At 42.6% G+C, this 22540-nt stretch carries 21 protein-coding genes; 8 read left to right on the top strand and 13 right to left on the bottom strand.

What is annotated here, in order from left to right:
- Positions 1-9: 9 nt before the first annotated feature.
- Positions 10-1098 (bottom strand): aminofutalosine synthase MqnE, encoded by a 1089-nt coding sequence (mqnE, locus tag H589_RS0107340; protein WP_027721423.1) that lies wholly within the window; start codon positions 1096-1098, stop codon positions 10-12.
- A 91-nt stretch (positions 1099-1189) separates the two neighbouring features.
- On the opposite strand from mqnE, the gene H589_RS0107335 reads away from it, so the two are divergent.
- Entirely contained in the window at positions 1190-2038 is an 849-nt protein-coding gene (locus tag H589_RS0107335) for a 1,4-dihydroxy-6-naphtoate synthase (protein WP_027721422.1), read from the top strand.
- Positions 2039-2146: 108 nt separating this feature from the next.
- Here the strand turns inward: H589_RS0107335 and H589_RS0107330 are convergent, their stop codons facing one another.
- The 5 genes from H589_RS0107330 to H589_RS19375 all read right to left on the bottom strand — a co-directional run bounded on the left by H589_RS0107330 (position 2147) and on the right by H589_RS19375 (position 5627).
- The gene (locus H589_RS0107330; RefSeq protein ID WP_027721421.1) at positions 2147-3025 is read right to left on the bottom strand and encodes a DMT family transporter; all 879 of its coding nucleotides are present in this window, start codon (positions 3023-3025) and stop codon (positions 2147-2149) included.
- Between the two features lie 324 nt (positions 3026-3349).
- The gene (locus H589_RS0107320) at positions 3350-3607 is read right to left on the bottom strand and encodes a hypothetical protein (protein ID WP_027721419.1); all 258 of its coding nucleotides are present in this window, start codon (positions 3605-3607) and stop codon (positions 3350-3352) included.
- Between the two features lie 88 nt (positions 3608-3695).
- Complete coding sequence (yjgA, locus tag H589_RS0107315) at positions 3696-4214, bottom strand: ribosome biogenesis factor YjgA (RefSeq protein ID WP_027721418.1); 519 nt, start codon at positions 4212-4214, stop codon at positions 3696-3698.
- Between the two features lie 88 nt (positions 4215-4302).
- Positions 4303-5184, bottom strand: a complete 882-nt coding sequence (locus H589_RS0107310; RefSeq protein ID WP_027721417.1) for a DMT family transporter — start codon at positions 5182-5184, stop codon at positions 4303-4305.
- Positions 5184-5627, bottom strand: coding sequence for a C-GCAxxG-C-C family protein (locus H589_RS19375; RefSeq protein WP_027721416.1), 444 nt, complete (start codon positions 5625-5627; stop codon positions 5184-5186). The genes H589_RS0107310 and H589_RS19375 overlap by 1 nt, the downstream gene beginning before the upstream one ends.
- Before the next feature lie 585 nt (positions 5628-6212).
- Between H589_RS19375 and H589_RS0107300 the strand changes: the two genes are divergently transcribed.
- The 6 genes from H589_RS0107300 to H589_RS0107275 all read left to right on the top strand — a co-directional run bounded on the left by H589_RS0107300 (position 6213) and on the right by H589_RS0107275 (position 13892).
- Positions 6213-6695: an Lrp/AsnC family transcriptional regulator gene (locus tag H589_RS0107300; protein ID WP_027721415.1), complete on the top strand. Its 483-nt coding sequence runs from the start codon at positions 6213-6215 to the stop codon at positions 6693-6695.
- Between the two features lie 136 nt (positions 6696-6831).
- On the top strand, positions 6832-9870 hold the full coding sequence (locus tag H589_RS0107295) for a proline dehydrogenase family protein (protein ID WP_027721414.1): 3039 nt from the start codon (positions 6832-6834) through the stop codon (positions 9868-9870).
- 264 nt (positions 9871-10134) lie between these two features.
- Complete coding sequence (locus tag H589_RS0107290) at positions 10135-11250, top strand: ABC transporter permease (RefSeq protein WP_027721413.1); 1116 nt, start codon at positions 10135-10137, stop codon at positions 11248-11250.
- Position 11251: 1 nt separating this feature from the next.
- Entirely contained in the window at positions 11252-12049 is a 798-nt protein-coding gene (locus H589_RS0107285) for an ABC transporter ATP-binding protein (protein ID WP_027721412.1), read from the top strand.
- Positions 12046-13191, top strand: a complete 1146-nt coding sequence (locus H589_RS0107280) for an MlaD family protein (RefSeq protein WP_027721411.1) — start codon at positions 12046-12048, stop codon at positions 13189-13191. The genes H589_RS0107285 and H589_RS0107280 overlap by 4 nt, the downstream gene beginning before the upstream one ends.
- Positions 13192-13202: 11 nt before the next feature.
- Positions 13203-13892 carry an ABC-type transport auxiliary lipoprotein family protein gene (locus H589_RS0107275; RefSeq protein ID WP_027721410.1) on the top strand — a complete coding sequence of 230 codons (690 nt, stop codon included), beginning with the start codon at positions 13203-13205 and terminating at the stop codon, positions 13890-13892.
- On the opposite strand, the gene H589_RS0107270 is transcribed toward H589_RS0107275, so the two are convergent.
- Positions 13853-15025 (bottom strand): sensor domain-containing diguanylate cyclase, encoded by a 1173-nt coding sequence (locus tag H589_RS0107270; RefSeq protein ID WP_035075435.1) that lies wholly within the window; start codon positions 15023-15025, stop codon positions 13853-13855. The two genes, H589_RS0107275 and H589_RS0107270, sit on opposite strands and share 40 nt — an antisense overlap.
- Before the next feature lie 236 nt (positions 15026-15261).
- Here H589_RS0107270 and H589_RS0107265 point away from each other — a divergent pair, with 236 nt between their 5' ends.
- Positions 15262-15864, top strand: a complete 603-nt coding sequence (locus H589_RS0107265; protein WP_027721408.1) for a DUF445 domain-containing protein — start codon at positions 15262-15264, stop codon at positions 15862-15864.
- A 190-nt stretch (positions 15865-16054) separates the two neighbouring features.
- Here H589_RS0107265 and rpe read toward each other — a convergent pair whose 3' ends face one another.
- The 6 genes from rpe to H589_RS0107235 form a co-directional block, all read right to left on the bottom strand.
- Positions 16055-16723: a ribulose-phosphate 3-epimerase gene (gene rpe, locus H589_RS0107260; protein WP_027721407.1), complete on the bottom strand. Its 669-nt coding sequence runs from the start codon at positions 16721-16723 to the stop codon at positions 16055-16057.
- Positions 16723-17187, bottom strand: coding sequence for a siroheme decarboxylase subunit alpha (ahbA, locus tag H589_RS0107255; protein WP_027721406.1), 465 nt, complete (start codon positions 17185-17187; stop codon positions 16723-16725). Before ahbA ends, rpe begins: the two co-directional genes overlap by 1 nt.
- Positions 17188-18369 carry a heme b synthase gene (ahbD, locus tag H589_RS0107250; RefSeq protein WP_027721405.1) on the bottom strand — a complete coding sequence of 394 codons (1182 nt, stop codon included), beginning with the start codon at positions 18367-18369 and terminating at the stop codon, positions 17188-17190.
- Position 18370: 1 nt separating this feature from the next.
- Positions 18371-19354: a porphobilinogen synthase gene (hemB, locus tag H589_RS0107245; RefSeq protein WP_035075432.1), complete on the bottom strand. Its 984-nt coding sequence runs from the start codon at positions 19352-19354 to the stop codon at positions 18371-18373.
- A 138-nt stretch (positions 19355-19492) separates the two neighbouring features.
- Positions 19493-20677 (bottom strand): 12,18-didecarboxysiroheme deacetylase, encoded by a 1185-nt coding sequence (gene ahbC, locus H589_RS0107240; RefSeq protein ID WP_027721403.1) that lies wholly within the window; start codon positions 20675-20677, stop codon positions 19493-19495.
- A gap of 465 nt (positions 20678-21142) precedes the next feature.
- Positions 21143-22270 (bottom strand): OmpA family protein, encoded by a 1128-nt coding sequence (locus H589_RS0107235; protein ID WP_027721402.1) that lies wholly within the window; start codon positions 22268-22270, stop codon positions 21143-21145.
- Positions 22271-22540 lie beyond the last annotated feature (270 nt).

Here is a 22540-nt window from a genome sequence, read left to right as displayed (position 1 = left end):
AGTATTCATCTAAATTTCGTTAAACGCTGCGTCTCTTTCAACAGGTGTGAAACCACATCCTCTGATCATTTCTTCTAGTTCAACGCGAGCGAGGGATTGATCTGATGATGCTCCGGCCATGTGTCCGATTTTCTCTTCAACAACAGTTCCGTCAAAATCATCTGCACCGAAATGAAGTGCCGCTTGAGCCTGTTTAACACCGAGCATTACCCAGTAAGCTTTTATGTGCGGAATATTATCCAGCATGAGTCTACTGATGGCTATGGTTTTCAGTTCATCTATTCCGGTAAGCGGATTTTCGATTTTGAGCTTACTGTTCTCGGTTTGAAATGGCAGGGAGATGAAACAGTTGAATCCACCTGTTTCGTCCTGTTGCTTACGTAATCTGTCAAGATGATCAAGGCGGTCGGCAATGGACTCATAGTGACCGAAAAGCATGGTGCAGTTTGTTGTATAGCCCAGGCTATGTGCCTCTCCATGAACTCTAAGCCATGTTTCAGCATCAATCTTTTTAGGGCAGATTTTGTTGCGTGTTTCAGGAGCAAATATTTCTGCACCGCCACCGGTGAGCATTTCGCTTCCGGCCTTACGCAGTCGCTCAAGCACCTTGATTGTAGGAATACCTTCAAGTTTGGCAAAGTGGACGATTTCTACAGCGGTAAAACTTTTGATAACTCCCAAAGGAAATTCTTTTTTAATTGTAGCAAATGTATCTTCAAAAAAAGAAAGAGGAATATCAGGATGACAGCCGCCAACAACATGGATTTCGCGAGGGGAAACAGGTGCATTGTGCAGTTTTTCCAGAATATCTTCTTTGGACAGCTGGAAAGATCCTTCTTCGCCGCGTTTGCGGGCGTATGCACAAAACAGGCACCCATTAACACAGATATTTGTATAGTTGATGTGGCGATTGAGAACATAAAATGTTTTATCACCATGCATCTTTCTTCTTACAATTGAAGCCAGCGCACCTAGCGCTGTGAGGTCCGCACATTCAAATAGAGCATGACCGTCTTCGATGGAGATTCTTTCTCCGGCAAGGACTTTGTCCAGAATGGAACCAAGTCCGGCATTTTGGAAATAATTTTTTGAAATCATGTATATTCACCTTTGTTCAGCCGTAAATAAAATTCGCTTCCAGCCATGTCAATACTGGATTTTCGGCTCTTAAAAATATAAAACTCATTTCATGAGCAAAATTCTAAAAATGGGTTATTCACCCTGTCCCAACGATACATTTATTTTCCATGCCCTTGCGAGTGGAGCTGTTGCAGTAGATCCGTTCAAACTTGATATAACCCTGGCCGATGTGGAGGAGCTTAATTCTCATGCTCGGGCAGGGCATATGGATATCTGCAAAGTTTCAGTTCACGCCGCAGCCCATATCATGAACGATTATGTTCTGCTGCGTGCAGGCGGTGCTATGGGTAGAGGAGTTGGGCCGCTCCTGCTTACCAGCGCACCTTGCACTATCAAGGACCTTGATGGCAAGCGTGTAGCCATACCCGGACGCAATACAACTGCAAATTTATTATTCAGTCTTATGTGCCGTGAGGCTGAAATTGAAGTTGAAGTTGTAGAAATGGTTTTTGACCAGATAATGCCGGCAATTGCAGACAATACGGTGCAGGCTGGCGTTGTTATCCACGAGGGCCGTTTTACTTATCAGGGTCTTGGTCTTTCTAAGATCGTTGACCTGGGCAAGTGGTGGGAGGATTTTTCCGGCCTGCCTATACCGCTGGGCGCTATCGCCATCAAGCGATCCCTGGGTTCTGAGACCGCAGCACTGATAAATGCAGCTATTCGCAAAAGTATTACGCTTTCATACGTTGATACAGAAACAGCATGGTCTTATATCAAAGAAAATGCACAGGAAATGGATGATGATGTTATCAAAGAACATATTGATACTTTTGTTACCGATTACAGTATGAATGTGGGGGATGAAGGTGAGCAGGCTGTCTCCAGACTGCTTCATGAGGCTGCACTGTTGGACGGTATTGATTTGCCTGAATTGGATATTTTTATAACCGAGTAGAGGATTTTTTGTAGACAGTTTCAGGGGAAAGTATTTTATAACTATTTCTTTGCCCTAAGATTAAAATGGTTAAATGCAGAAAATAATTTTTGCGTTTAACCATTTTCATTATTTCTTCTGACTTATCATTACGCCGCACATGACAAGTGCAGCTGCGCACAGTTGCAGAGGCGTGAATGTTTCACCAAGAATTGTCCATCCAAAGAAGAGAGTGAACACAGGTATCAGGTTAACATAGGCGCTGGTCTGGCTGGCCGGTAGTTTACTCATGCCGAAATTATAGAGTCCGTATGCGCCGATAGTAATGAAAATACCAAGGTAGAAAATGCTACCAACAGCCAGTGGGTCAAAAACAGTAGGCAGTGCTGTAGACGGCAGGGCGATCATAGGCAGATAGAATATGGCTCCCATGAAAGCCTGAAATGATGTAAGAAAAAGTGTTGAGTAAGATGCGGTCAGCCTTTTTAAGGTAGTCATGTAGCCAACGGTACAGCACATGGCCAAAAACTCGAGAAAGTTGCCGTAAGCTGGATTTGGTGCTGACTCAGTTGAGCTCGAAGACACGGAAAGCCATATTCCACCAATGACGGCCAGTATGAAACCGAAGATAGTTCTTCTGGATAATTCTTCCTTGAGAATGAAATGGGCGGAAACAGCCATGAGTAATGGCAGGGTTGCGCAGATCATTCCGGCTTGTGAGGCTGAGGTATGAACAAGAGCATTACTTTCGAAAATAAAATACATACATGGCTCGCAAAACCCCATGAAGAGAAGCCACTTCAAATCGCCTTTACGTATCTTTTGCTTGCGGAATTTCGGTATGTAGAAAAGAAAGCAGAGTGAAGCCAGAATCATCCTTCCGAAAATCACAAAAGTAGGATCATATACAGCCATGGCGATTTTCAAAGCGATAAATGAGCTTGCCCAGAACATGACAGCAGTGAGCAGAGCAACAACAGCAATATATTTGGATTGCACAAAGGACATAACTGGACTCGCGTTGTATCGGATTTCAGGATTCAGGAACGACGATACAGGGTTAAATAATGATAACTGAATATGTTATAGTGAATTCTGTACTTGGCAGGTTGCTATTTTCTACTGGACAAATTGGTCGTCGCTGCAATGGCTTTAGTTTGTCTATGATTATAGAATTCAGTGCAGACTATCTCGTAATACAGGAGATAAATATTGTGTTTTGCTTTGTCAATGGCCGACTTATTTCGGATGGCGAAAAAAAATACGTTAAATAGTAAAAAGCCCGGAAGGCATATGTCTTCCGGGCTTTTTACTTACAGAATTTGAGCTAATTTATTTGCACCATGCAAGCAGGTTGAATGGTGTATACTTATTGTCAGGGTTTTCAGCGTAACGGCATCCCAGGTTGGAGTCGTCACGTTTATTAACAATCAATTCGTCGGAGCCGACATAATGCGGGCATTTGTTGTTATTGCAGACAACAATGACTCCCCAACCTGATTCAGGAGGGGCAATCCACGGAGAAAGAGGTTCATTGCAATGAGGGCAGTTCCTTTCTTCCAGTTCAACTCCGCTGTAAATATAAGTCACGGTATCTCTCCTTGATCTTTGCTTGATTTATATGCTGTGAATTATTTCACAACTTCTATAATGTAAGAATGTATTCTTAAGAGTCAAGTTACTTCTGCTCAGTTAATGCTCGCAGAGCTTTAAAAAGTGCTTTTGCTGATTTTGGTGGCTTAGCATTTTTCTTTTCATTTTTTGCATTTCTGGAGAGCTGAGCAATTCTCTGACGGTCGGCATCAGGAAATTCTTCCATAATCGTTTCGAGTATGGACATGTCACCCTCAACAAGACCGTCACGCCATCTTTCAATTCTATGGAATTTTTCATTGTCTGCACGGTTACCTGTTTCAATATCCTCAAGGAATACTTTAAGAGGCTGTGTGTCTATATTACGTATGAGTTTTCCTACGTATTGGACCTTGCGTCTTTTCGCTTCATGGGCTGTAATTGACATAGCATCAATTACTTCATCTATGAAATAATCCGGCAAACCGCATTTTTTAACCAGTTCAGGGCTAAGCTTCATAAGCTTTTCAGCTAATCCCTGCAAAGCGATCATCTCTCTTTTTTTCTGTGACCTGCTCGGGACCAGATTGTCATCTTCTTCATATAATTCTTCTGAGTCGTACATAATGTGTCTACTTTATTGGTGGCTATTGATTGGCTTTAATTTCGGCGCATCATCCACTTTTTTCAGCTGTAGCACAAGTGGATATATTTTAACGTTTATTGGTTATCCAAACGCCCGATATAGTTAATATTCCTCCGATAAGAAGAGGGAGGCCCACCTTTTCATCAAGAATAATTGCTCCAAGAATAATTGCTGTTACCGGAACAAGGTTGATAAAAATACCTGTTTTGGATGGTCCAATTTCTTTAATTGCTTCAAAATACCAGCTGAACCCGAGTCCGGTGCCGAGGAATGCCAGATATAAAATACAGCTGTAGTCAGTAAATGATGCGTTGATTACTTCAGAAACCAATCCATGATATAATGCTGGGCCAAGTAACATGATAGTCCCGAAGAGGCAGGACCAGAAAACGGAATCAATAGGGCTGATTCGTTTCATCACAGGTTTTCCGGCAAGTGAATAAGCTGCCCAGCTCAGCACGCAGCCGATGATACATAGATCACCGTAACTGGCTCCATGTGTTATTATGAAGACAGGGTTACCATCTCCTATAATTGTTGCCACGCCTATTAAAGCGAGTATGAAACCTGATATCTTAGCCAGAGTAAATTTCTCTTTGAAGAAAAGTGCCGAGCCTAAAGCTATAAAGGTTGGTGTTCCTGCGATAATAAGCGCAGCACGCCCTGCGTGCACAGTTTTAAGTCCGCTGAAAAAAAGAATATTATACATAAAAACTCCGGTAAGGCCGAGGAAAGCCAGTGGCAGTATATCTTGCCTGCTGCACTGTGGCTTTTTACCGGAAATTTTAAGTGCCATAAAATACATAAAAATAGTTGCAAAGAAAAAGCGTAGAAAGGCCGCAGAATAAGGGGTCAGATCTCCTGCCACGATTCTTCCTGCGATCCATGTTCCACCCCAGAATATGACTGAACCCATCAGCTTAAAATATAATAGCGCTCTGGACGACATTATTTTACCTGATTATCCATTAGAAGCATGATTGTGTAGTCGGTTATTTCTTCAACTATATTCAGACAAATATTGTGTTTAACGCCTTCTTCTTTGAATTTTTCACGTCCTTGCTGTATGGAAAGATCACAGTCGGTAATTTCAAAGCAGTTGGTCGAAGAATATTTCTCCTGAAAATTTTTACTGAGAATCTGTACCAGCTCATAGCACTTGTCGTAATTTTGATCTGTATTGTTACGTCCATGTATTAAACTTATAGCCAGAACAGCCCCTTGAAGAGCTCCGCAAGTCCCTTTTGTACGAGACACCCCACCGCAAAATGCTGTTGCCATGGCTGGAATCGCTTGGTTTTCATATCCAATTGTTTCACAAATTGTCATCAGGACACTTTCTGCGCAGAAGTATTCATTAGCAAAACGCTGACGGGCTTTATTTCCAGACATTTCTATCTCCAGTTTAGTATGTGGCTGAGTTTTATTCTGAATCGTAGACGTTATATAGTGTGGTATTGTTGTGCCGCTCAAAATTATACACAATGTTAGGCTGAATCATAGAAAAACAGCTCCAAAACTGCTTAATCCGTAGAATGATACTCGAACTTGCACAGAACGATGTAATTACATAGTATAAAAGGTCAATTCGTCAAGTACAAGTTGGTTTAGTTAAGCTGATCATGGTTTTACTTTTCTAATTACAGTACTTAATATTCAAAGTTACTTATTTAGTTATTATTAACAATATACTGTATGGTGTAGCACTGTATTTTGTATGGTTTTAAATTTTTTTTAACAAAAATGTATGTTGTTTTTCAGTTTTATTACAATTTTGGCTGATTGTATAATCAATAAAATGGATAAAAATATTGAGATAGTTGTGTTCATTGTGTTGATTATATTTTAAGATAAACATCTAAGAGAAGTAAATTCTCTTATAGAGACTGTTTTGATAACTTTATTTGTTTTTGTGGCCGTGTTTTTGTGATTCTTCTTGACAAACCTTTAAAAATTGAATTTTATTCTTGGAAAGAGATGAATAAGAGAAAAATTGACGAAACAGATCGTAGAATTCTGACAATACTTCAGAATAGTGGTAGAGTTTCTAATGCTGATATCGCAAGAAAAGTCGGCATGGCTCCTTCAGCAGTTCTGGAGCGAGTGCGTAAGCTTGAGCGAAAGGGGATTCTTGTCGGCTACGAGGCCATCGTAGATCCCAAATCTGTGGGAAGATCTCTGACAGCTTTTATCTTCGTTAATGTAAATGAAGGTGTCGGGGCTACTTCAACAGGGGCCGATCTTTCTCAAGTTCCGGGCGTTCTGGAAGTTCATTACTGCGCCGGTCGGGACAGCTATCTTATAAAAGTTCGCTGCGAAGATACTGACGGACTTGCTATCATGCTTGGTCGGATCGGACGGATCGATACCGTTCGGGATACCAATTCAACAATTGTTTTAAATACTATTAAGGAGTCCAGAGCTATCCCTTTGGAAGAGGAAGCTGAATATGAATCATAGCAGACTGTAATATTCCCATAAACAGATCCGGGAACGGGAATGTGACCGTTTCTTTACAACGATCGGGAGAGTGGTTTTTGATCAGTCTGCAAAATGTAATTTTGACGAACTATTAAAAATCATAGGAGAATGTATTATGAACGTTGAAATCTCCACTCTCGACAGTCAGGTGATTGAACGGGGAAAACAGTTTTTTGAATCTATTTCAGGTGAAGCTCCATCAGTTTTTAACAAGGGCTGGTGGACTGGAAAGGTGATGGACTGGGCAATGCAGAACGAGGACTTTAAAGTCCAGATGTTTCGCTTTGTTGATGTTCTGCCATATCTGAATACCTCTGAGTCTCTATCACGCCATATAGAAGAATATTTTGCCGGAGACGACAGTAACATTCCAGATGTTCTGAAATGGGGTGCTTCCAAAACCGGATTTGGAGGCGGACTTGTTGCCAAGGTTCTCAATAAAACCATTCGCTCAAATATTGAAGGTATGGCCCGTCAGTTCATTATCGGGCAGAAGGCTAAAGAGGCAGTGAAGGGAATCCGTAAACTTCGTAAAGATGGATTCGCCTTTGTTCTGGATCTTCTCGGTGAAGCAACTGTTTCTCATGAAGAAGCCATTGCATATCGTGAAGGTTACCTTGAAGTTCTTGATGCAATTGAAAAAGAATATAAAAAATGGGACGGGCTTGATTCCTCAACGGATCTCGACTGGGGACATGCCCCTAAGATCAACGTAGCTGTCAAGCCTTCAGCTTTTTATTCTCAGGCCAAGCCTGTCGATCTTGAAGGTACTGTTCAGGGCATGATGGATTCCATTGAGCCTGTTTACCAGAAAGTAATGAACATGGGCGGCTTCATGTGCATCGATATGGAAGCTCTCAAATATAAAGAGCCGACTGTTGAGATGTTTAAGCGTCTGCGTAAAAAGTATTCTGATTATCCACATCTTGGTATTGTTTTTCAGGCCTACCTTAAAACTGTTGATGAGGATGTTTCCAGTATGATTGAATGGGCAAGAGAGGAAAATCTGCCTATTTCCATCCGTCTGGTAAAAGGTGCATATTGGGATTCTGAAACAGTGATAGCTAAGCAGAATGACTGGCCTGTCCCTGTATGGACCCATAAACCTGAATCTGACATGGCTTATGAGCGCGTTGCCAGATTTATTCTAGAAAACCATGATATCTGCCATTTTGCCTGTGCTTCCCATAATATCCGTACTATCGCATCAGTAATGGAAACAGCTAATGAACTTAGCGTTCCCGAAGACAAGTATGAATTTCAGGTTCTCTACGGTATGGCTGAGCCCGTACGTAAAGGACTCAGGAATGTTGCCAAGCGTGTACGTCTTTACTGCCCTTACGGTGATCTTATTCCCGGTATGGCTTATCTTGTAAGACGTCTGCTGGAAAATACAGCTAATGAATCTTTTCTAAAACAGACATTTGCGGATGAAGCAGATGTGAATATTCTACTTGAAAATCCTGTAAAGACACTTGAAAGAGAGCTTGCTAATAAGCCTGCGCCAAGACCAGATACACGTCCACGTATGAAGGGTGTTGACGGTGAGCTTGTTCCTTTTAACAACTTCCCACCTTCAGATTTCACTTTAAAAGATGAGCGTGATGGTTTTCCATCTAGTATGAGCAAAATTCGCCAGAACATAGGGCAGCGCTATCCGCTATATATCGGCGGTCAGGAAATCGTTACTGACGATACTTTAGACTCATACAATCCTGCTGATCCTTCTGAAATACTGGGAACTGTATGTCAGGCCGGTGTTGCCGAAGTGGATAAGGCTGTTGCTACAGCCAAAGAAGCTTACCTCGATTGGAGAAATATTACTCCCAGAGAACGGGCCCAGTACCTGCTCAAAGCAGCCAAGTATTGTAAAGACAATATTCATGAGTTGTCCGCATTACAGGTGCTGGAAGTCGGCAAGCAGTGGGATCAGGCACAAGGCGATATTGCTGAGGGAATTGACTTTCTCGAGTATTATGCCCGTGAGATGATCCGTCTCGGCGATCCTAAACGTATGGGTAATGCCCCCGGTGAATATGCTCAGTATTTTTATCAGGGTAAAGGTGTTGCCGCAGTTATCGCACCGTGGAACTTTCCTTTTGCTATCAGCGTGGGAATGGTTTCGGCTGCGATTGTTGCTGGTTGTCCTGTTGTCTACAAGCCTGCCGGAATCTCTTCCGTAGTCGGCTATGGTCTGGTTGAAATGTTCAAGGCTGCCGGATTACCGGACGGCGTTTTCAACTACATACCCGGTCGCGGTTCAGTTATGGGTGACCATCTTGTTGACCATCCTGATATTTCAGTAATTGCGTTTACCGGATCAATGGAAGTAGGACTGCGCATTCAGGAAAGAGCTGCAAAGGTTCATCCAGGTCAGGAGCATTGCAAAAGAGTTATTGCTGAAATGGGCGGCAAAAACGGTATTATCATTGATGATGATGCAGACCTCGATGAAGCAGTGCTCGGTGTCCTTTATGCTGCATTCGGTTTTCAGGGCCAGAAATGCTCTGCCTGTTCCCGGGTGATTGTTGTTGATTCCATATATGACCGTTTTACTCATCGTTTGAAAGAGGCAGCCAATTCCGTAAAGCTTGGACCTGCTGAAGATCCTTCAAATTACATGGGACCAGTTGTCGATAAGGCTGCACAGAAAAATGTGCTTGAGTACTGCGAAATTGCTGAAAAAGAAGGCAAAGTACTTGTTAAGCATGAAGCTCCTGCCGAATATCTCGATAAGGGCGGATGCTATACTCCTATGCTGATTGTAGAAGGTATCACCAAAGAACATCGCATTGCTCAGGAAGAGGTTTTCGGACCTGTTCTTTCAGTTATGCGCGCCAAGGATTTTGAAGAAGCAATAGAAATTGCCAACTCCACTAAGTTTGCACTTACCGGAGCTGTTTATTCCAGAAGCCCTAAACATCTTGATCTGGCTACCCGTGAATTCCGCGTAGGTAACCTCTATCTTAACAAACCAAGTGTTGGCGCTTTGGTAGAAAGACACTCCTTCGGCGGATTTAAAATGTCCGGTGTAGGTTCCAAATCAGGCGGCCCTGACTATCTGCTTCAGTTCATGGATCCTCGCCTTGTTTGTGAGAATACCATGCGTCGCGGATTTGCACCTATCTCTGATGATGATGACTGGATTTTATAGTTAGCATTTGAAGTTGATAGATAGCTGGATGACTTAAAAAACTTTAAGCAAAGTCTGGTTGTTCGGATTTAAAAATATTGTGAATATAGCCGCAGCGCCCCTGGGTGCTGCGGCTTTTTAATTTTTCCTGTAAACTTATATAATAATTTAATGGATAAAATCATATCCTGTTTATCAATCTATTTATTAACTTCAGACTTTCCTTTACGCTAGTCTCCTGCTAAATAATGATGGTAAATTGAAATATTTAAGGATGAAGGATATATGCAATCCGGTTTAATTAAGCTTGAAACATCTGGATCGACATTGAAACTTATCGGTAGGCTTGATGCTGAAGGAGCAGGCGAAGTCTGGGATAAAGCTCGTGCTGCTGTGTCTGCCGGGAGTACTGATGTGGATTGTTCCGGAGTAAATTACATGGATGGTGGCGGGGCATCATTATTTATGATGATGGATGTCTTATGCCGAGACCGTAGAAAAAAGCTGAATGTTAATGGACTTAAACCGGAGTTTTCTAAATTTCTGGAACTCTTTGATGTTGCAAAAGCCGCTCCTCCTGAAAAAAAGCAGACTGAGGAGAAAGGCATCAGAGGCTGGATTACTTCAATAGGTATTTCTGGTCAGCATATTTTAAAAGACATGCATCAGCAGATCGAATTTTCAGGAAATTGCGTACTTGCAGCTATTGGGACGGCCACTCTTCGTAACCGTCTGCGCTGGCCTGATTTCTGGCTTACCTGCGAGAAAGTAGGTGCGGACGGTCTGCCTATCATTTTGCTTATCGGGTTTTTGATGGGACTCATCATGTCATTTCAATCCGCTGTTTCGTTAATGCGATTCGGGGCGGAAATTTATGTACCCAACATGCTCGGGCTGGTGATGTTTCGCGAACTTGGGCCTATGGTTACCGCAATCCTTCTTGCTGGCCGTACCGGTTCGGCTTTTGCTGCCGAGATCGGAACCATGAAGGTTAATGAGGAACTTGATGCTTTAAGTACAATGGGCCTTAATCCGGTAAATTTTCTTGTGCTGCCCAGAATCTTAGCTACTGTTTTTGTTACTCCGCTGCTGACTCTTTTCTTTAACTTCATGTCACTTGTGGGAGGCGCACTTGTAATGCTTTCCATGGGATATCCGTTGGCAACTTATTGCGGACGGGTTTTTCAGAACGTGCAGTGGATGGATTTTTCAGGCGGAATGATCAAGGCCGTTGTTTTCAGTTTTCTTGTGGCCGGAATAGGTTGTCAGCGTGGTCTTGTAACTCAATCCGGAGCCAGTGCTGTCGGGGATTCAGCAACAAGCGCTGTTGTCAGCGGTATTATTCTCATTGCTGTTTTTGATGGCATTTTTGCAGTAATCTTTTTTCTTGCAGGTATTTAAATTGAATCGCACTTCTGAAAATATCATCAGCGTGCAGAATCTGACCTGTGCATACGGAGATTCTGTCATTATCGATAATATCTCATTCGGTGTGCAGCAGGGTGAAATATTTATTATTCTGGGTGGGTCCGGTTGCGGAAAGAGTACCGTGCTTAAACACATGATCGGACTTTATCCTCCTGCCAATGGTGAAATACTAATTGATGGTGACGATATCGGTTCTGCATATGGAGAAGAAAGGCTCGCAATTTTACGCCGGATCGGAGTTATGTATCAGATGGGTGCTCTGTTCGGCTCCATGACACTGCTGGAGAATGTACGGCTGCCGCTGGAAGAATTTACATCTATGCCCAGAGAAGCCATGGATTACACTGCGCGTATGAAACTTTCTCTTGTCGGTCTTGAAACTTCGGCGGACAAAATGCCGTCAGAGCTTTCAGGCGGTATGCTTAAACGCGGAGCAATTGCAAGGGCTATGGCTCTCGATCCTAAAATTCTTTTTCTTGATGAACCTTCAGCCGGATTGGATCCGGTAACATCAGCTGAGCTTGATGAATTAATCCGTAGTCTGTCTCGCTCCCTAGGAGTGACGTTTGTTATTGTCACTCATGAATTGCAATCCATTTTTTCCATAGCGGACCGGATAATCATGCTGGATAAAGGAACTAAAGGAATAATCGCTGAAGGTGATCCCCGTGTTCTGCGTGATGAATCTGATCATCCCATTGTGCATAGTTTTTTTCATAGAGAGTTTGTAGACAAGACTAAAAAATCCTCATTTGTGACGGAGAATATATGAGCCGTAAAACCAATCCATTCAGACTTGGTCTTTTTATAATAATCGGTATGCTGCTGTTTGTGGCTTCACTTGCCATTCTTGGTGCAGGTAAAATATTTGAGAATTCTATAAAAATGGAGACTTATTTAAATGAGTCTATTAACGGCCTTGAAGTCGGGTCTCCCATTAAATTTCGCGGTGTAAAAATTGGTTCTGTCAGTAAGATCGGTTTTGTTACTGATGAATATGTGACCATGGAGGAGAGCGCTCTCAGGTATGTTTATGTTTTAGGTGATCTTAACCATGATATGTTTAAGACTAAAGAAGTTAAAGACGTAATGCGTTATCTAAATAAAGAAGTTGAGCGCGGTTTGCGGGCACGCACAGTTTCACTCGGGCTGACCGGGCAGCTTTTTCTTGAAATTGATTATGTGGACCCTGAAAAAAACCCTCCTCTTAAAATTACGTGGAAACCAAAGAATCTTTATGTTCCTTCAGCACCGTCAATGATGAGCCGAGTTGAGGGTGCGGTCGCATCTATCAGTGAAACTCTTGAAGATATTAATCAGGCTAAAATTGCTGAAGCTATAGAAGATGTGCGCTCTGTAGCAAAAAGTATGGATAATTTTTTAAAGAATTCAGATACGGGTGAAATCAGCAAAAAGTTGACTGGAACCCTTACCCAGGCTGAAAAATTTATGGTTCGTGTAAATCAACTGTTGGCGGCTCCGGAAGTTGATAGTCTTATGCCTGATGTTTCAGCTGCCGCACATAATCTGCGTAAAGTTATGGATTCATCTTCCGGAGATATCATTGCAGCAATGAAAGATATTCGTAAAGCTTCGGCCAGTGCCAGGAATGTTACCGGTAATGTTGAAAGTTATATGAACAGTACCGAAACCAAACAAACCATGGCTAATCTTTCAAAAACACTTAATAATATAAGTGATGCTTCTGATAAAATTAAAGCAGCAGCTGTGCGGTTTGAAGGGACATTGTCAAGAGTGAATATGACCGTAGCCGGACAGCAGGGAAATATCGATGCCATACTTGATAACGTGCGCAGGCTGGTTGAAAATCTGCGGGAGCTGAGCAGTGAAGCCAGACAATATCCATCAGGTGTTCTTTTTGGAGATCCTCCGAAAAAAGGGCAGGTTAAATAATGGAGATGAATATGAGAAATAAAAGTTTTGTTAAAAATAAAATTATCGGCAGCAGCATTGTCTGTGTTATTGTTCTGGCCATGATGGGTGTATCAGCCTGTGTAAGTCTTGAGCGTCCTTCGCTTGATCGCAAGTATTTTGCGCTTGATGTTAAGCGGGATAAATCCGGTGGTTCTTCAGTTAAATCAAAGAATAATCTGGTTGTGCGTCGGGTGAAAGTTTCTCCTCGTTACGAGGAGCGTGATCTGGTCTATAAAGTGGCTGAAAATACATTTGAGTCTGATTATTATAATTCCTTTTTTATTCCCCCTGCTTCACTTCTCACGCAGGAATTGCGCCTCTGGATGGGGGATAGCACAATGTTTGCTAACGTGCTTGCACCTTCAAGTATGGGGACCGGGGATCTGTTGCTGGAGGGTGTGGTCAACTCTATTTATGGGGATTATACCGGTTCAAAACCTGTGGCAGTAGTCAATATGCAGTTCTTTTTGCTGGATAACAGCAATCCTGATCTACCTATTATCTATTCACGTAATTTTGAGAAAAATATACCAATGAAAGGAAGCAGTCCAGACGCACTGATTCAGGCAATGAACAAAGGTGTCAAAGAAATTTTTACTGAACTCGAATCAGATCTGGCTACAGTTGTACAAAAGAGCGTTTATAAGAAAGAGCTGTCACCTGTTTCGCAGGAAAAATAAACTTTGTTTTTTCCTCTTATTTTAGATTTATACATGTTGTCATCAGCTCTTTTTAAGACATCTTCAAGCGGTTCTCCCTGCTTGTATTGAGATACGCCGAAACTCATGGTTTTCTGTACAGGTTTACCATCAAATGGATAATATTTTTCAGCAGCGACAGCCTTACGTATATTTTCAGCCACCAGAGCTGCCTTAGATCCTTCTGTACCGGGGAGGATGACTAAGAATTCTTCGCCGCCATAACGAAATGCCCTGTCAGTATACCGGATATTTTCTCGTATGGTGCGGCCTATACTTTCAAGAACGACATCTCCAGCCGCATGTCCGTAGGTATCGTTAAAATGCTTAAAATCGTCAATATCCATAAGAATGATACTCAGTGCCCGCTCAACTTTTGTACAAGCGTTAACTTCCCTGGTAGCAACTTCAACCATATGCCGGCGGTTGAAAAGTCCTGTAAGCTGGTCGGTTATACTCAAGTTTTTGAATCTTTCTTCACTTTCTTTGAGTTTCTCTTCAGCTTTTTTTCTTTCAGCAATTTCTTTTTCCAGTTCCAGATTCTTTTCATCTAGTTCATGGAGCAGTAAAGCTAACTGTGCAGCATTGTCTTCCTGCATTTCTTTTGCTTCCATGAGTTCTTCCATTAATTCTTCACGGCGCAATTCATGCTCTTTATCGCTAGTTATATCTCTAAATATACATATGCAGCTGCAGGGATCTGAGTTTTCTCCCTTAACGTTTGCAACGGTCATATCTACAAAGCGGTAATTTTTGTCCTTATCAAGAACGCAAATATTAAGATTGGCTTTCTCTTCAGGAGTGCAAAAAAGTTTTTTTATGTATTCCTGTTCATGTATATCATTTTCAGGAACAAGAAGCTTGTGGAGGGGATAGCCGTATATTTCATTCTGATCGTATCCGGTTATTTCATGAAAAGCTGAATTGGTAAAAAGAGTAGAGCCATTTTTGTCAAGTACAGCAATAGCAGAAGCAGCATGTTCAAAAAGACTTTTAAATCGAGTCTGTCCACACTCAGGACATTTCTCGAATACTTTTTGTTGCAGTTCTCCGTATGTCTTTTTCAGCTTGTCATACTCAGCGTGAAAATCAGTCATATCAGATAGATTTTTCAAAGGACCCTCCCATATTAAACACCACCCCTACTGGGTGATAGACATTACACTTATTTGCAAGATAATCAAGAAATATGTCACTTATTGGGAGTATAGGCTGTGGTGCATTGCAAATTCATAAATATGATTTATGGATTGCACTGTATTAACTTGCTCTTTTTGTTTTTTTGGACAAGTATGTGTCCGCACTTTACATATGTCATAATAATAAAGAGTTAATGAGGGGATATTGATAGATGATTACAATGAAGCTTCTTCTTTCACCAATAATTTGTGGACTGATTGGATGGTTCACTAACTATCTGGCCGTGAAAATGCTTTTTCATCCACATAAAGCTATTAAAGTGGGGCCTTTTACAATTCAGGGGATTTTTCCTAAACGTCAGAAAGAGCTAGCACTGCGTTTGGGTGAGATGATTGAAAGAGAGTTGATTTCACACGCTGATATCAAAGATGTAATCAATGACCCAGGCTTTTTGGATAAACATAAAGATGTTGTTCTTGAATATCTGGATGTTTTTTTCAGGGAGAAACTGGTTTCTTTGCATCCTATGGTAGGCATGTTTCTTAATGATGAAACTATGAAGACTGTTAAGGGGATGCTTTCTAAAGAGCTTGATGAAATGCTGCCTAAACTTATTGAAACCACATCTTCACAACTTGAATGTTCTCTTGATTTCAAATGTCTGGTTCAGGACAAAGTTGAATGTTTTTCCATGGAACAGCTTGAAGGAATCCTGTTCAGTATAATGAAAAAAGAATTCAAATTCATCGAAGTTATTGGTGGTGTGCTCGGATTTATTATCGGTCTGATTCAGATGGTACTCTTCATTCTGTAACAGTTGATCTGTTCTTTTCAGCCCTGCCTTTAAAAGGTCAGGGCTTTTCTTTTTTTTTGCTCCAGTAAAAAGGGCAGGCTGTATAAAAATACAGCCTGCCCTTTTTAAAATCATTTTCCAGCTTTGAAAATAACAGCTTACCTAAACTGTAAAAAGTTTTTGATAGTGTTAAATAAGTTGGAGGCGATAGCTAACCTGCGCAGGTCTTTAAAAACATTTTATGACGTTCTGCGTAAGGTGGATACTTAAAGAAGGCTGAACCTGAAACAAGAACATCTGCCCCTGCTTCAACGAGTTCACGACAGTTGTCCATAGTTACTCCGCCATCAAGCTGTATAAGTGTGTCAGCACCTTGCTCAGTAATCATGGCTTTGAGATCACTAACCTTCTGACTACAGAAGGGGATATATTTCTGTCCGCCGAAACCGGGGTTAACAGACATAATCAGCACCATGTAGAGCTGGGGAATCAGATATTTGATTGATTCCAGAGGTGTTGCCGGATTGAGGGCAATAGCTGGTTTAACGCCTCTATCTGCAATGGCGGCAACAGCTCTTTCGAGATGATTGGTGGACTCAGCGTGAATGCAGATCAGATCTGCCCCTGCATCAGCAAATTCATCAATGTAGCGTTCGGGCTGCTCAATCATGAGATGGCAGTCGAAGAAGAGATTGCACTCTTTACGCATTGACTTGATGACCGGAGGGCCGAATGTGATGTTAGGGACGAATCTACCGTCCATTACATCAAGGTGTGCCCATTTGAGTCCAGCTTCTTCAAGGGCTTTCAGTTCGTCAGCAAGACGGCTGAAATCGCATGAAAGAAGTGATGGGGAAATGATCGTTTCCTTGGCAGTCATTATTTTTTCTCCTTGTCATCTGTCATATCAAAATCAACTTTGATTTTAAAAAGCTTGCTGGCAGGCAGATAAAGTATACGTATTCCGGTTTTGTCAGTCATGGACTTGAGAGTTTCTTGTACGGTTTCTTTGTCAGGACCGATGAAAGTAAACCAGATATTGAAGTCATTTTCACGCAGATAGTTGTGGGTAACTCCGCTGTGGCTGTTTACCTCGGCAACAAATTCATCAATTTTATCTTCAGGAACGCTGGCGGCGCAAAGAGTAGAGTGCCAGCCAAGTTCGCGTGAACCGAAGTTAGCACCGATGCGGCGGATAACCCCGTCAGAGCGCAGGGTGTTGACCCTTTTAAGAGCTTCATCCTCACTGCATCCAACCTGTTCTCCTATCTCAGCATAAGGGCGGGAGACAATAGGGAAACCGGATTGAATGATGCCTAGAATCTGTTTGTCTACTGCATCCATTTATTTGTCCTTTCTGGGCTTTTTCTTAGGCTCGTATGAGCATAGAGGCTCAGGTCCCAGATAGTTGTCTTTCATGGTTGCTGCGCGGGCACGGCAACCGCCGCAAACTTTTTCAAATTCACAGTGACCGCATTTACCATCATAGGTTTCTGGATTGCGCAGGTTCAGAAACTGGGGCGATTTAGCCCAGATCTGCGGGAAAGGAATATTGCGGACATTACCACAATCAAGGTCAAGGTAGCCACACGGCTGAACTTGCCCTGTATGGGATATGAAACAGAAACCCACGCCGCCAAGACAGCCACGGCTGACAGCATCAAGGCCGAAGTTTTCAAAGTTAACGGGGATTCCGTCTTCTTTGGCTCGCTGGCGCAGAATACGATGATAATGCGGAGCACATGTTGCTTTGAGCTGCATATCGGTGGTTTTCTGAAAATCGTAAAACCAGTTGAGAACCTCTTCGTATTCGTCAGCAGAGATAACTTCTGCGCCGAGTTCGGAAGCTCTTCCTGTGGGAACCAGCAGGAAAATATGCCATGCAGATGCACCAAGATCTTTTGCAAGATGGAATATCTCTTTGAACATGTGCAGATTGTTTCGAGTCACAGTGGTATTGATCTGAAACTCAATGCCTGCATCTTTAAGATACTGGATTCCTTGCATTGCTTTATCAAATGCTCCAACTTCACCGCGAAATTCATCGTGGTATTCAGCTTGCGCCGCATCAATTGAGATAGAGCAGCGTTCAATGCCTACTTCCTTAAGTTTAACGGAATTTTCAGCAGTAAGCAGAGTTCCGTTGGGAGCCATTACACAACGCAGATCTTTAGTCTTGGCATATTCCACCAGTTCAAAGACATCGTGGCGCATCAATGGTTCGCCGCCGGTGAAAATGATGATGGGGTTGCCTGTTTCAGGAAAGGTATCGATAAGGGCCTTTGCTTCTTCAGTGGAAAGTTCCCCTGGATAAGGCTCGGGATGTGCTTCAGCACGGCAGTGCTTGCAGGCAAGGTTGCAGGAACGGGTGATTTCCCATGCAATAAGGCGCAGCGGTGGTGATCCGTCAGCGTTGTTTGCAGGAATCGGATTTACGCCCGGATGTCCTCCGGGATGACCACCCGGTTTTTTTCCGGGGTGACCGCCGGGATGTCCACCCGGATGTGCAGTATTTTTTTCACTCATATTATTTATTACCCATACGTTTGAGTACGTCTTCAGTAAAATAGGTCAGGATAATGTCGGCACCGGCACGTTTAAGGCCGATAAGCGATTCCCAGACAACAGCTTCTTCGTCAATCCAGCCGTTCAAGGCTGCTGCTTTAATCATAGAGTATTCTCCGCTGACCTGATAGGCAGCGACGGGCAGATCAAAATTATCGCGGACCTGACGGATCATGTCCTGATAAGGTCCGGCAGGTTTGACAATAAGAATGTCAGCGCCTTCTATAGCATCTGCTGCTGCTTCACGCAGGCCTTCACGGGCATTTGCGGGGTCCATCTGGTATGTTTTACGGTCCCCGAATTGAGGTGCACTTTCTGCTGCATCGCGGAATGGGCCGTAGTATGCGGAGGCATACTTTACAGCGTAAGACATGAGCGGCAGATCTTCATATCCGTTTTCATCAAGAACTTCTCTGATGGCGGCGACACGTCCATCCATCATATCTGACGGGGCAACCATATCTGCTCCGGCCTTAGCGTGCGATAAAGCTGTTTCAGCCAGAAGTTTCAGAGTAGGGTCGTTAAGAATACGTCCGTTTTCGATCAGTCCGCAATGTCCGTGGGAGGTATATTCGCACAGACATACATCTGTGCAGACCAGAAGTTCGGGCCAGCGTTTTTTTATTACTTTTATTGCCTGCTGAACAATACCTTCTTCGGCATATGCCTGAGACCCTACAGAGTCCTTTTCGGCAGGTATTCCAAAAAGTATAAGACTTTTCAGCCCATAGGATACAGCCTCTTCAACCTGCTTTTCCAACTGTTTCAAGCTGAGCTGAAATTGTCCGGGCATGGATGTAATAGGCTTTTTAAAATCAGGGTCGTCACTTTCTGTGACAAAGTAAGGCATCATTAAATCAGCAGAGGAAAGGGAAATTTCCCTGACCATATCACGTATAACAGGGGAACGCCTGAGTCTGCGCCCTCTGTGGAAGTCAAAAACCATTATTATCCTTCCTTGGCTAATTATTTGTATATAAATATCAAATCCCGGCGAACCTCATAGAAGTCCGCCGGGATTGTTCTTTTATCGTCGACAGGACGACTGTCTGGCTTTGTCTGTCAAAAACAGTCCAATGCTTTTCTAGTCTTTTTTGATTTCCTCGTCAGTGAGGTAACAAGCCGGGTCCTGAGCCCAGATATCATCATAGTATGCTTCAGCTCTGGCACGGAAGTTACCGCCACAGATAGGCAGGTAGCGACACTGAGCACAGCGACCGCCAACATGAGCCTGTTTGTTTTTGAGCTTGTGAAGCAGTTCGATGTTTTCGTCAGTCCAGATTTCAGAGAAAGGACGTTCGAGAACGTTGCCGAAGGTATGGTTGCGCCAGAACTGGTCGGCGTGAACCTGACCGTCCCAAGAAATACAACCGATACCGCGACCTGAGTTGTTTCCTTCATTGAACTGGAGAAGTTCGAGAACTTCTTTTGCTCTTGCAGGATCTTCTTTCAGCAGGCGCTGGTATACATATGGTCCGTCAGCGTGGTTATCAACGGTGAGGATTTCTTTGGGCATTCCTGCATCAAAAAGAGCTTTGGTCTCATCCATGATGAGGTCAAGCAGCTGACGGGTTTCAGCATGTGACAAATCTTCCTTGATCAGTTCGGAGCCACGGCCTGAGTATACCAGATGGTAGAAACATGCTCTGGGAACGTCAAGATCTCTAAGAACCTGGAAAACTGTAGGAACTTCGGTCCAGTTGCGTTTGTTGATGGTAAAGCGGAGGCCTACTTTGAGTCCTTCGGCCTTACAGTTTTCAACACCCTGAAGAGCTTTTTTATAAGAACCGGGAACACCGCGGAATTTATCATGGGTCTCTTCACCACCGTCAAGAGAGATGCCGACATAGGAAAGACCTACCCCTTTAAGTTCTCTGGCTTTTTCTTTGGTGATGAGTGTACCGTTTGTAGAAATAACAGCTCTCATACCCTTGCTTGTAGCGTAGCTGGCAAGCTCGACCAAGTCTTTACGTACCAGAGGTTCCCCTCCGGAAAAGAGCATTACTGGTGCTCCGAATGATGAAAGATCGTCAATAATTTCTTTTGCCTGTGAGGTGGAAATTTCATCCTGTCCATCAGGATCTATAGCCTGTGCATAACAATGAACACACTTGAGATTGCAGCGTCTGGTCATGTTCCAGACAACTACTGGCTTTTTATCTTTGGAAAACTGCAACAGATGAGAGGGAAGTTTTCCGGATTCACGTCCGTAGCGCAGAGCATCGGAAGTTTCTACTGCACCACAGTAAAGTTTAGAAATACCAATCATTTATAAAGTCCTCCCTAGCTACGGGATCACCGCGCCAGGCTATCAGTTTTGACGACATGTTTCAAAAGGAACAAGGAAGAATCTAATTATTATATTCATTCCGTCAACCATAGAAACATTCGGTTATGCGTAACAGATTGCGTGGTTTGGAGTAACACAAATGGCGGCAAGGGAAAAGAGTAAAAGATGAAGAAGTCTTGATAAGTTTAACTGATTGATAAAAAAGGATAAAATTTAGTTTATTGGTCTCTTAACAGTTAATTTTAATTAAAAATAACCTCCCCGTTTGGTTCGTATTCCAAAGGGGAGGTATAAAGTATCTCTAGCAATGTACCTGGCTAAATTTTTATATACTGCATTTACATCTAAATAAATGGTAGAATAAAATTATTACACAGCTCCATCTGTCAGGCATAGAGTCATTTTTGTCTGGAGTAATATTAAATTTATTTAAACTGTTTACTTCTATGAAGTGATCGAAACCTGCACCCTGCGGTTAAGAAGTTTATTGTATTTTGTACTGTTCGGGACCAGCGGTCTGGTTTCACCAAAGCCAGTAACTCCGATCCGTGAATCCGGAATGGGGAAATTAGCAATCAGATATTTTTTAACAGCTTCAGCTCTTTCCTTGCTGAGTTTTAAGTTATACTCCGTCGAGGCATCAGAGTCAGTATGTCCGGCAATAATGATATTTTTATTTTTCAATTGATCGCTGATAAGTGCCTTACCAAGTTCGTTCAGTAACTGGAATGACTCCGGTTTGATTTCAGCAGAGTCACTGTCAAACTGTACGGCCAGATTAATCGAGCGTGTCTTAGTCTGAGTTGCTGCTTTAGGAGTAACTTTAGGAGGAGCTTCCACAAAGGATGGAGTCTGGGTTATTTTGTCAGTTGTAATCTGATGTTGAACCATTGGCGGTGCAGGTACGTCCATCATGTCAGGCTTAAGTCCGGCAATCATGCCCTGAGTTGTTTTTTCATACCTTGCCCATGAAGTGAGGGGGACAGCCATATCGGTGGCAATGGCACGAATAATATTATAAAATGCGGATTCCGGCATGCGATGTTCGCGCTTTATCAAGATGAAATCATCATCCATTTTCTTTTCAATTCGTCCTGACTGTTCAAATGAACAGACCATCTGTCCACGTTTTGTTTCGTAAATTTTAACTTGAACACTCAGAGCTGAATCGTCCATGGTATGCCCCAGATAAAGATAGGGAACAAAACCTGTTACCAGTAAATCATAGCCACGTGAACGGGCTGTGTAGAGGGCTTCTTCAAGTCCTCGGTAGGTCAGAGTGTCATCATAAACCATGGACGGAAATATTTGTAGGCTGGTCCAGTTTTGCCAGATTCCTCTGGCAACCTGTTTGCCCCAGTCTATAGAATTGGGCATGGTCTGAGTAACCTGAAACGGGTAAAACAGGGCGGAAAGCGGTCCATAGTGCGGCTTTTCAGGTCTTGAGTATACCATAAGCTGTGATAGCTGAACATCGGCATCTTCATAGTAAATAGATTGAGTCGAGATCTGCGGCTCAAATTTTGTGCAGGCCGATAAAAGCAGAACAAATATTATCAGGTATTTTTTCATTGTCAGTAGGGGTGAAAGGTTATTTCCGTGTCTGAAAATTGACCATAGCTTATACGAGTTAATATAAAGCAAATTTCATGCCGCATATTTGTATATTTTTAAAGTTATTAACTGCAATGAATCGCACCATCATTTGCAGATTAATTTATCTTATAAGCATATTTTCTATAAATATTTTTTTAAATACTTAATTTAATCTAATAGATGATATTAAATTTTTGTGTTTCTTAAGAAAAAACTTAGCTTAAACTGAAAAGGGCGACTCTTATG

It is taken from the genome of Maridesulfovibrio zosterae DSM 11974 (genome assembly GCF_000425265.1).
Taxonomy (GTDB): domain Bacteria; phylum Desulfobacterota; class Desulfovibrionia; order Desulfovibrionales; family Desulfovibrionaceae; genus Maridesulfovibrio; species Maridesulfovibrio zosterae.
This window is presented reverse-complemented; position numbering and strand designations above follow the sequence as displayed.

Bases quoted from the DNA above. Each gene is read 5' to 3' on its own strand.
- mqnE (WP_027721423.1), bottom strand. From the start codon at position 1,098: ATGATTTCAAAAAATTATTTCCAAAATGCCGGACTTGGTTCCATTCTG.
- H589_RS0107335 (WP_027721422.1), top strand. From the start codon at position 1,190: ATGAGCAAAATTCTAAAAATGGGTTATTCACCCTGTCCCAACGATACA.
- H589_RS0107330 (WP_027721421.1), bottom strand. From the start codon at position 3,025: ATGTCCTTTGTGCAATCCAAATATATTGCTGTTGTTGCTCTGCTCACT.
- yjgA (WP_027721418.1), bottom strand. From the start codon at position 4,214: ATGTACGACTCAGAAGAATTATATGAAGAAGATGACAATCTGGTCCCG.
- H589_RS0107310 (WP_027721417.1), bottom strand. From the start codon at position 5,184: ATGTCGTCCAGAGCGCTATTATATTTTAAGCTGATGGGTTCAGTCATA.
- H589_RS19375 (WP_027721416.1), bottom strand. From the start codon at position 5,627: ATGTCTGGAAATAAAGCCCGTCAGCGTTTTGCTAATGAATACTTCTGC.
- H589_RS0107300 (WP_027721415.1), top strand. From the start codon at position 6,213: ATGAATAAGAGAAAAATTGACGAAACAGATCGTAGAATTCTGACAATA.
- H589_RS0107295 (WP_027721414.1), top strand. From the start codon at position 6,832: ATGAACGTTGAAATCTCCACTCTCGACAGTCAGGTGATTGAACGGGGA.
- H589_RS0107290 (WP_027721413.1), top strand. From the start codon at position 10,135: ATGCAATCCGGTTTAATTAAGCTTGAAACATCTGGATCGACATTGAAA.
- H589_RS0107280 (WP_027721411.1), top strand. From the start codon at position 12,046: ATGAGCCGTAAAACCAATCCATTCAGACTTGGTCTTTTTATAATAATC.
- H589_RS0107275 (WP_027721410.1), top strand. From the start codon at position 13,203: ATGAGAAATAAAAGTTTTGTTAAAAATAAAATTATCGGCAGCAGCATT.
- H589_RS0107265 (WP_027721408.1), top strand. From the start codon at position 15,262: ATGATTACAATGAAGCTTCTTCTTTCACCAATAATTTGTGGACTGATT.
- rpe (WP_027721407.1), bottom strand. From the start codon at position 16,723: ATGACTGCCAAGGAAACGATCATTTCCCCATCACTTCTTTCATGCGAT.
- ahbA (WP_027721406.1), bottom strand. From the start codon at position 17,187: ATGGATGCAGTAGACAAACAGATTCTAGGCATCATTCAATCCGGTTTC.
- ahbD (WP_027721405.1), bottom strand. From the start codon at position 18,369: ATGAGTGAAAAAAATACTGCACATCCGGGTGGACATCCCGGCGGTCAC.
- hemB (WP_035075432.1), bottom strand. From the start codon at position 19,354: ATGGTTTTTGACTTCCACAGAGGGCGCAGACTCAGGCGTTCCCCTGTT.
- ahbC (WP_027721403.1), bottom strand. From the start codon at position 20,677: ATGATTGGTATTTCTAAACTTTACTGTGGTGCAGTAGAAACTTCCGAT.
- H589_RS0107235 (WP_027721402.1), bottom strand. From the start codon at position 22,270: ATGAAAAAATACCTGATAATATTTGTTCTGCTTTTATCGGCCTGCACA.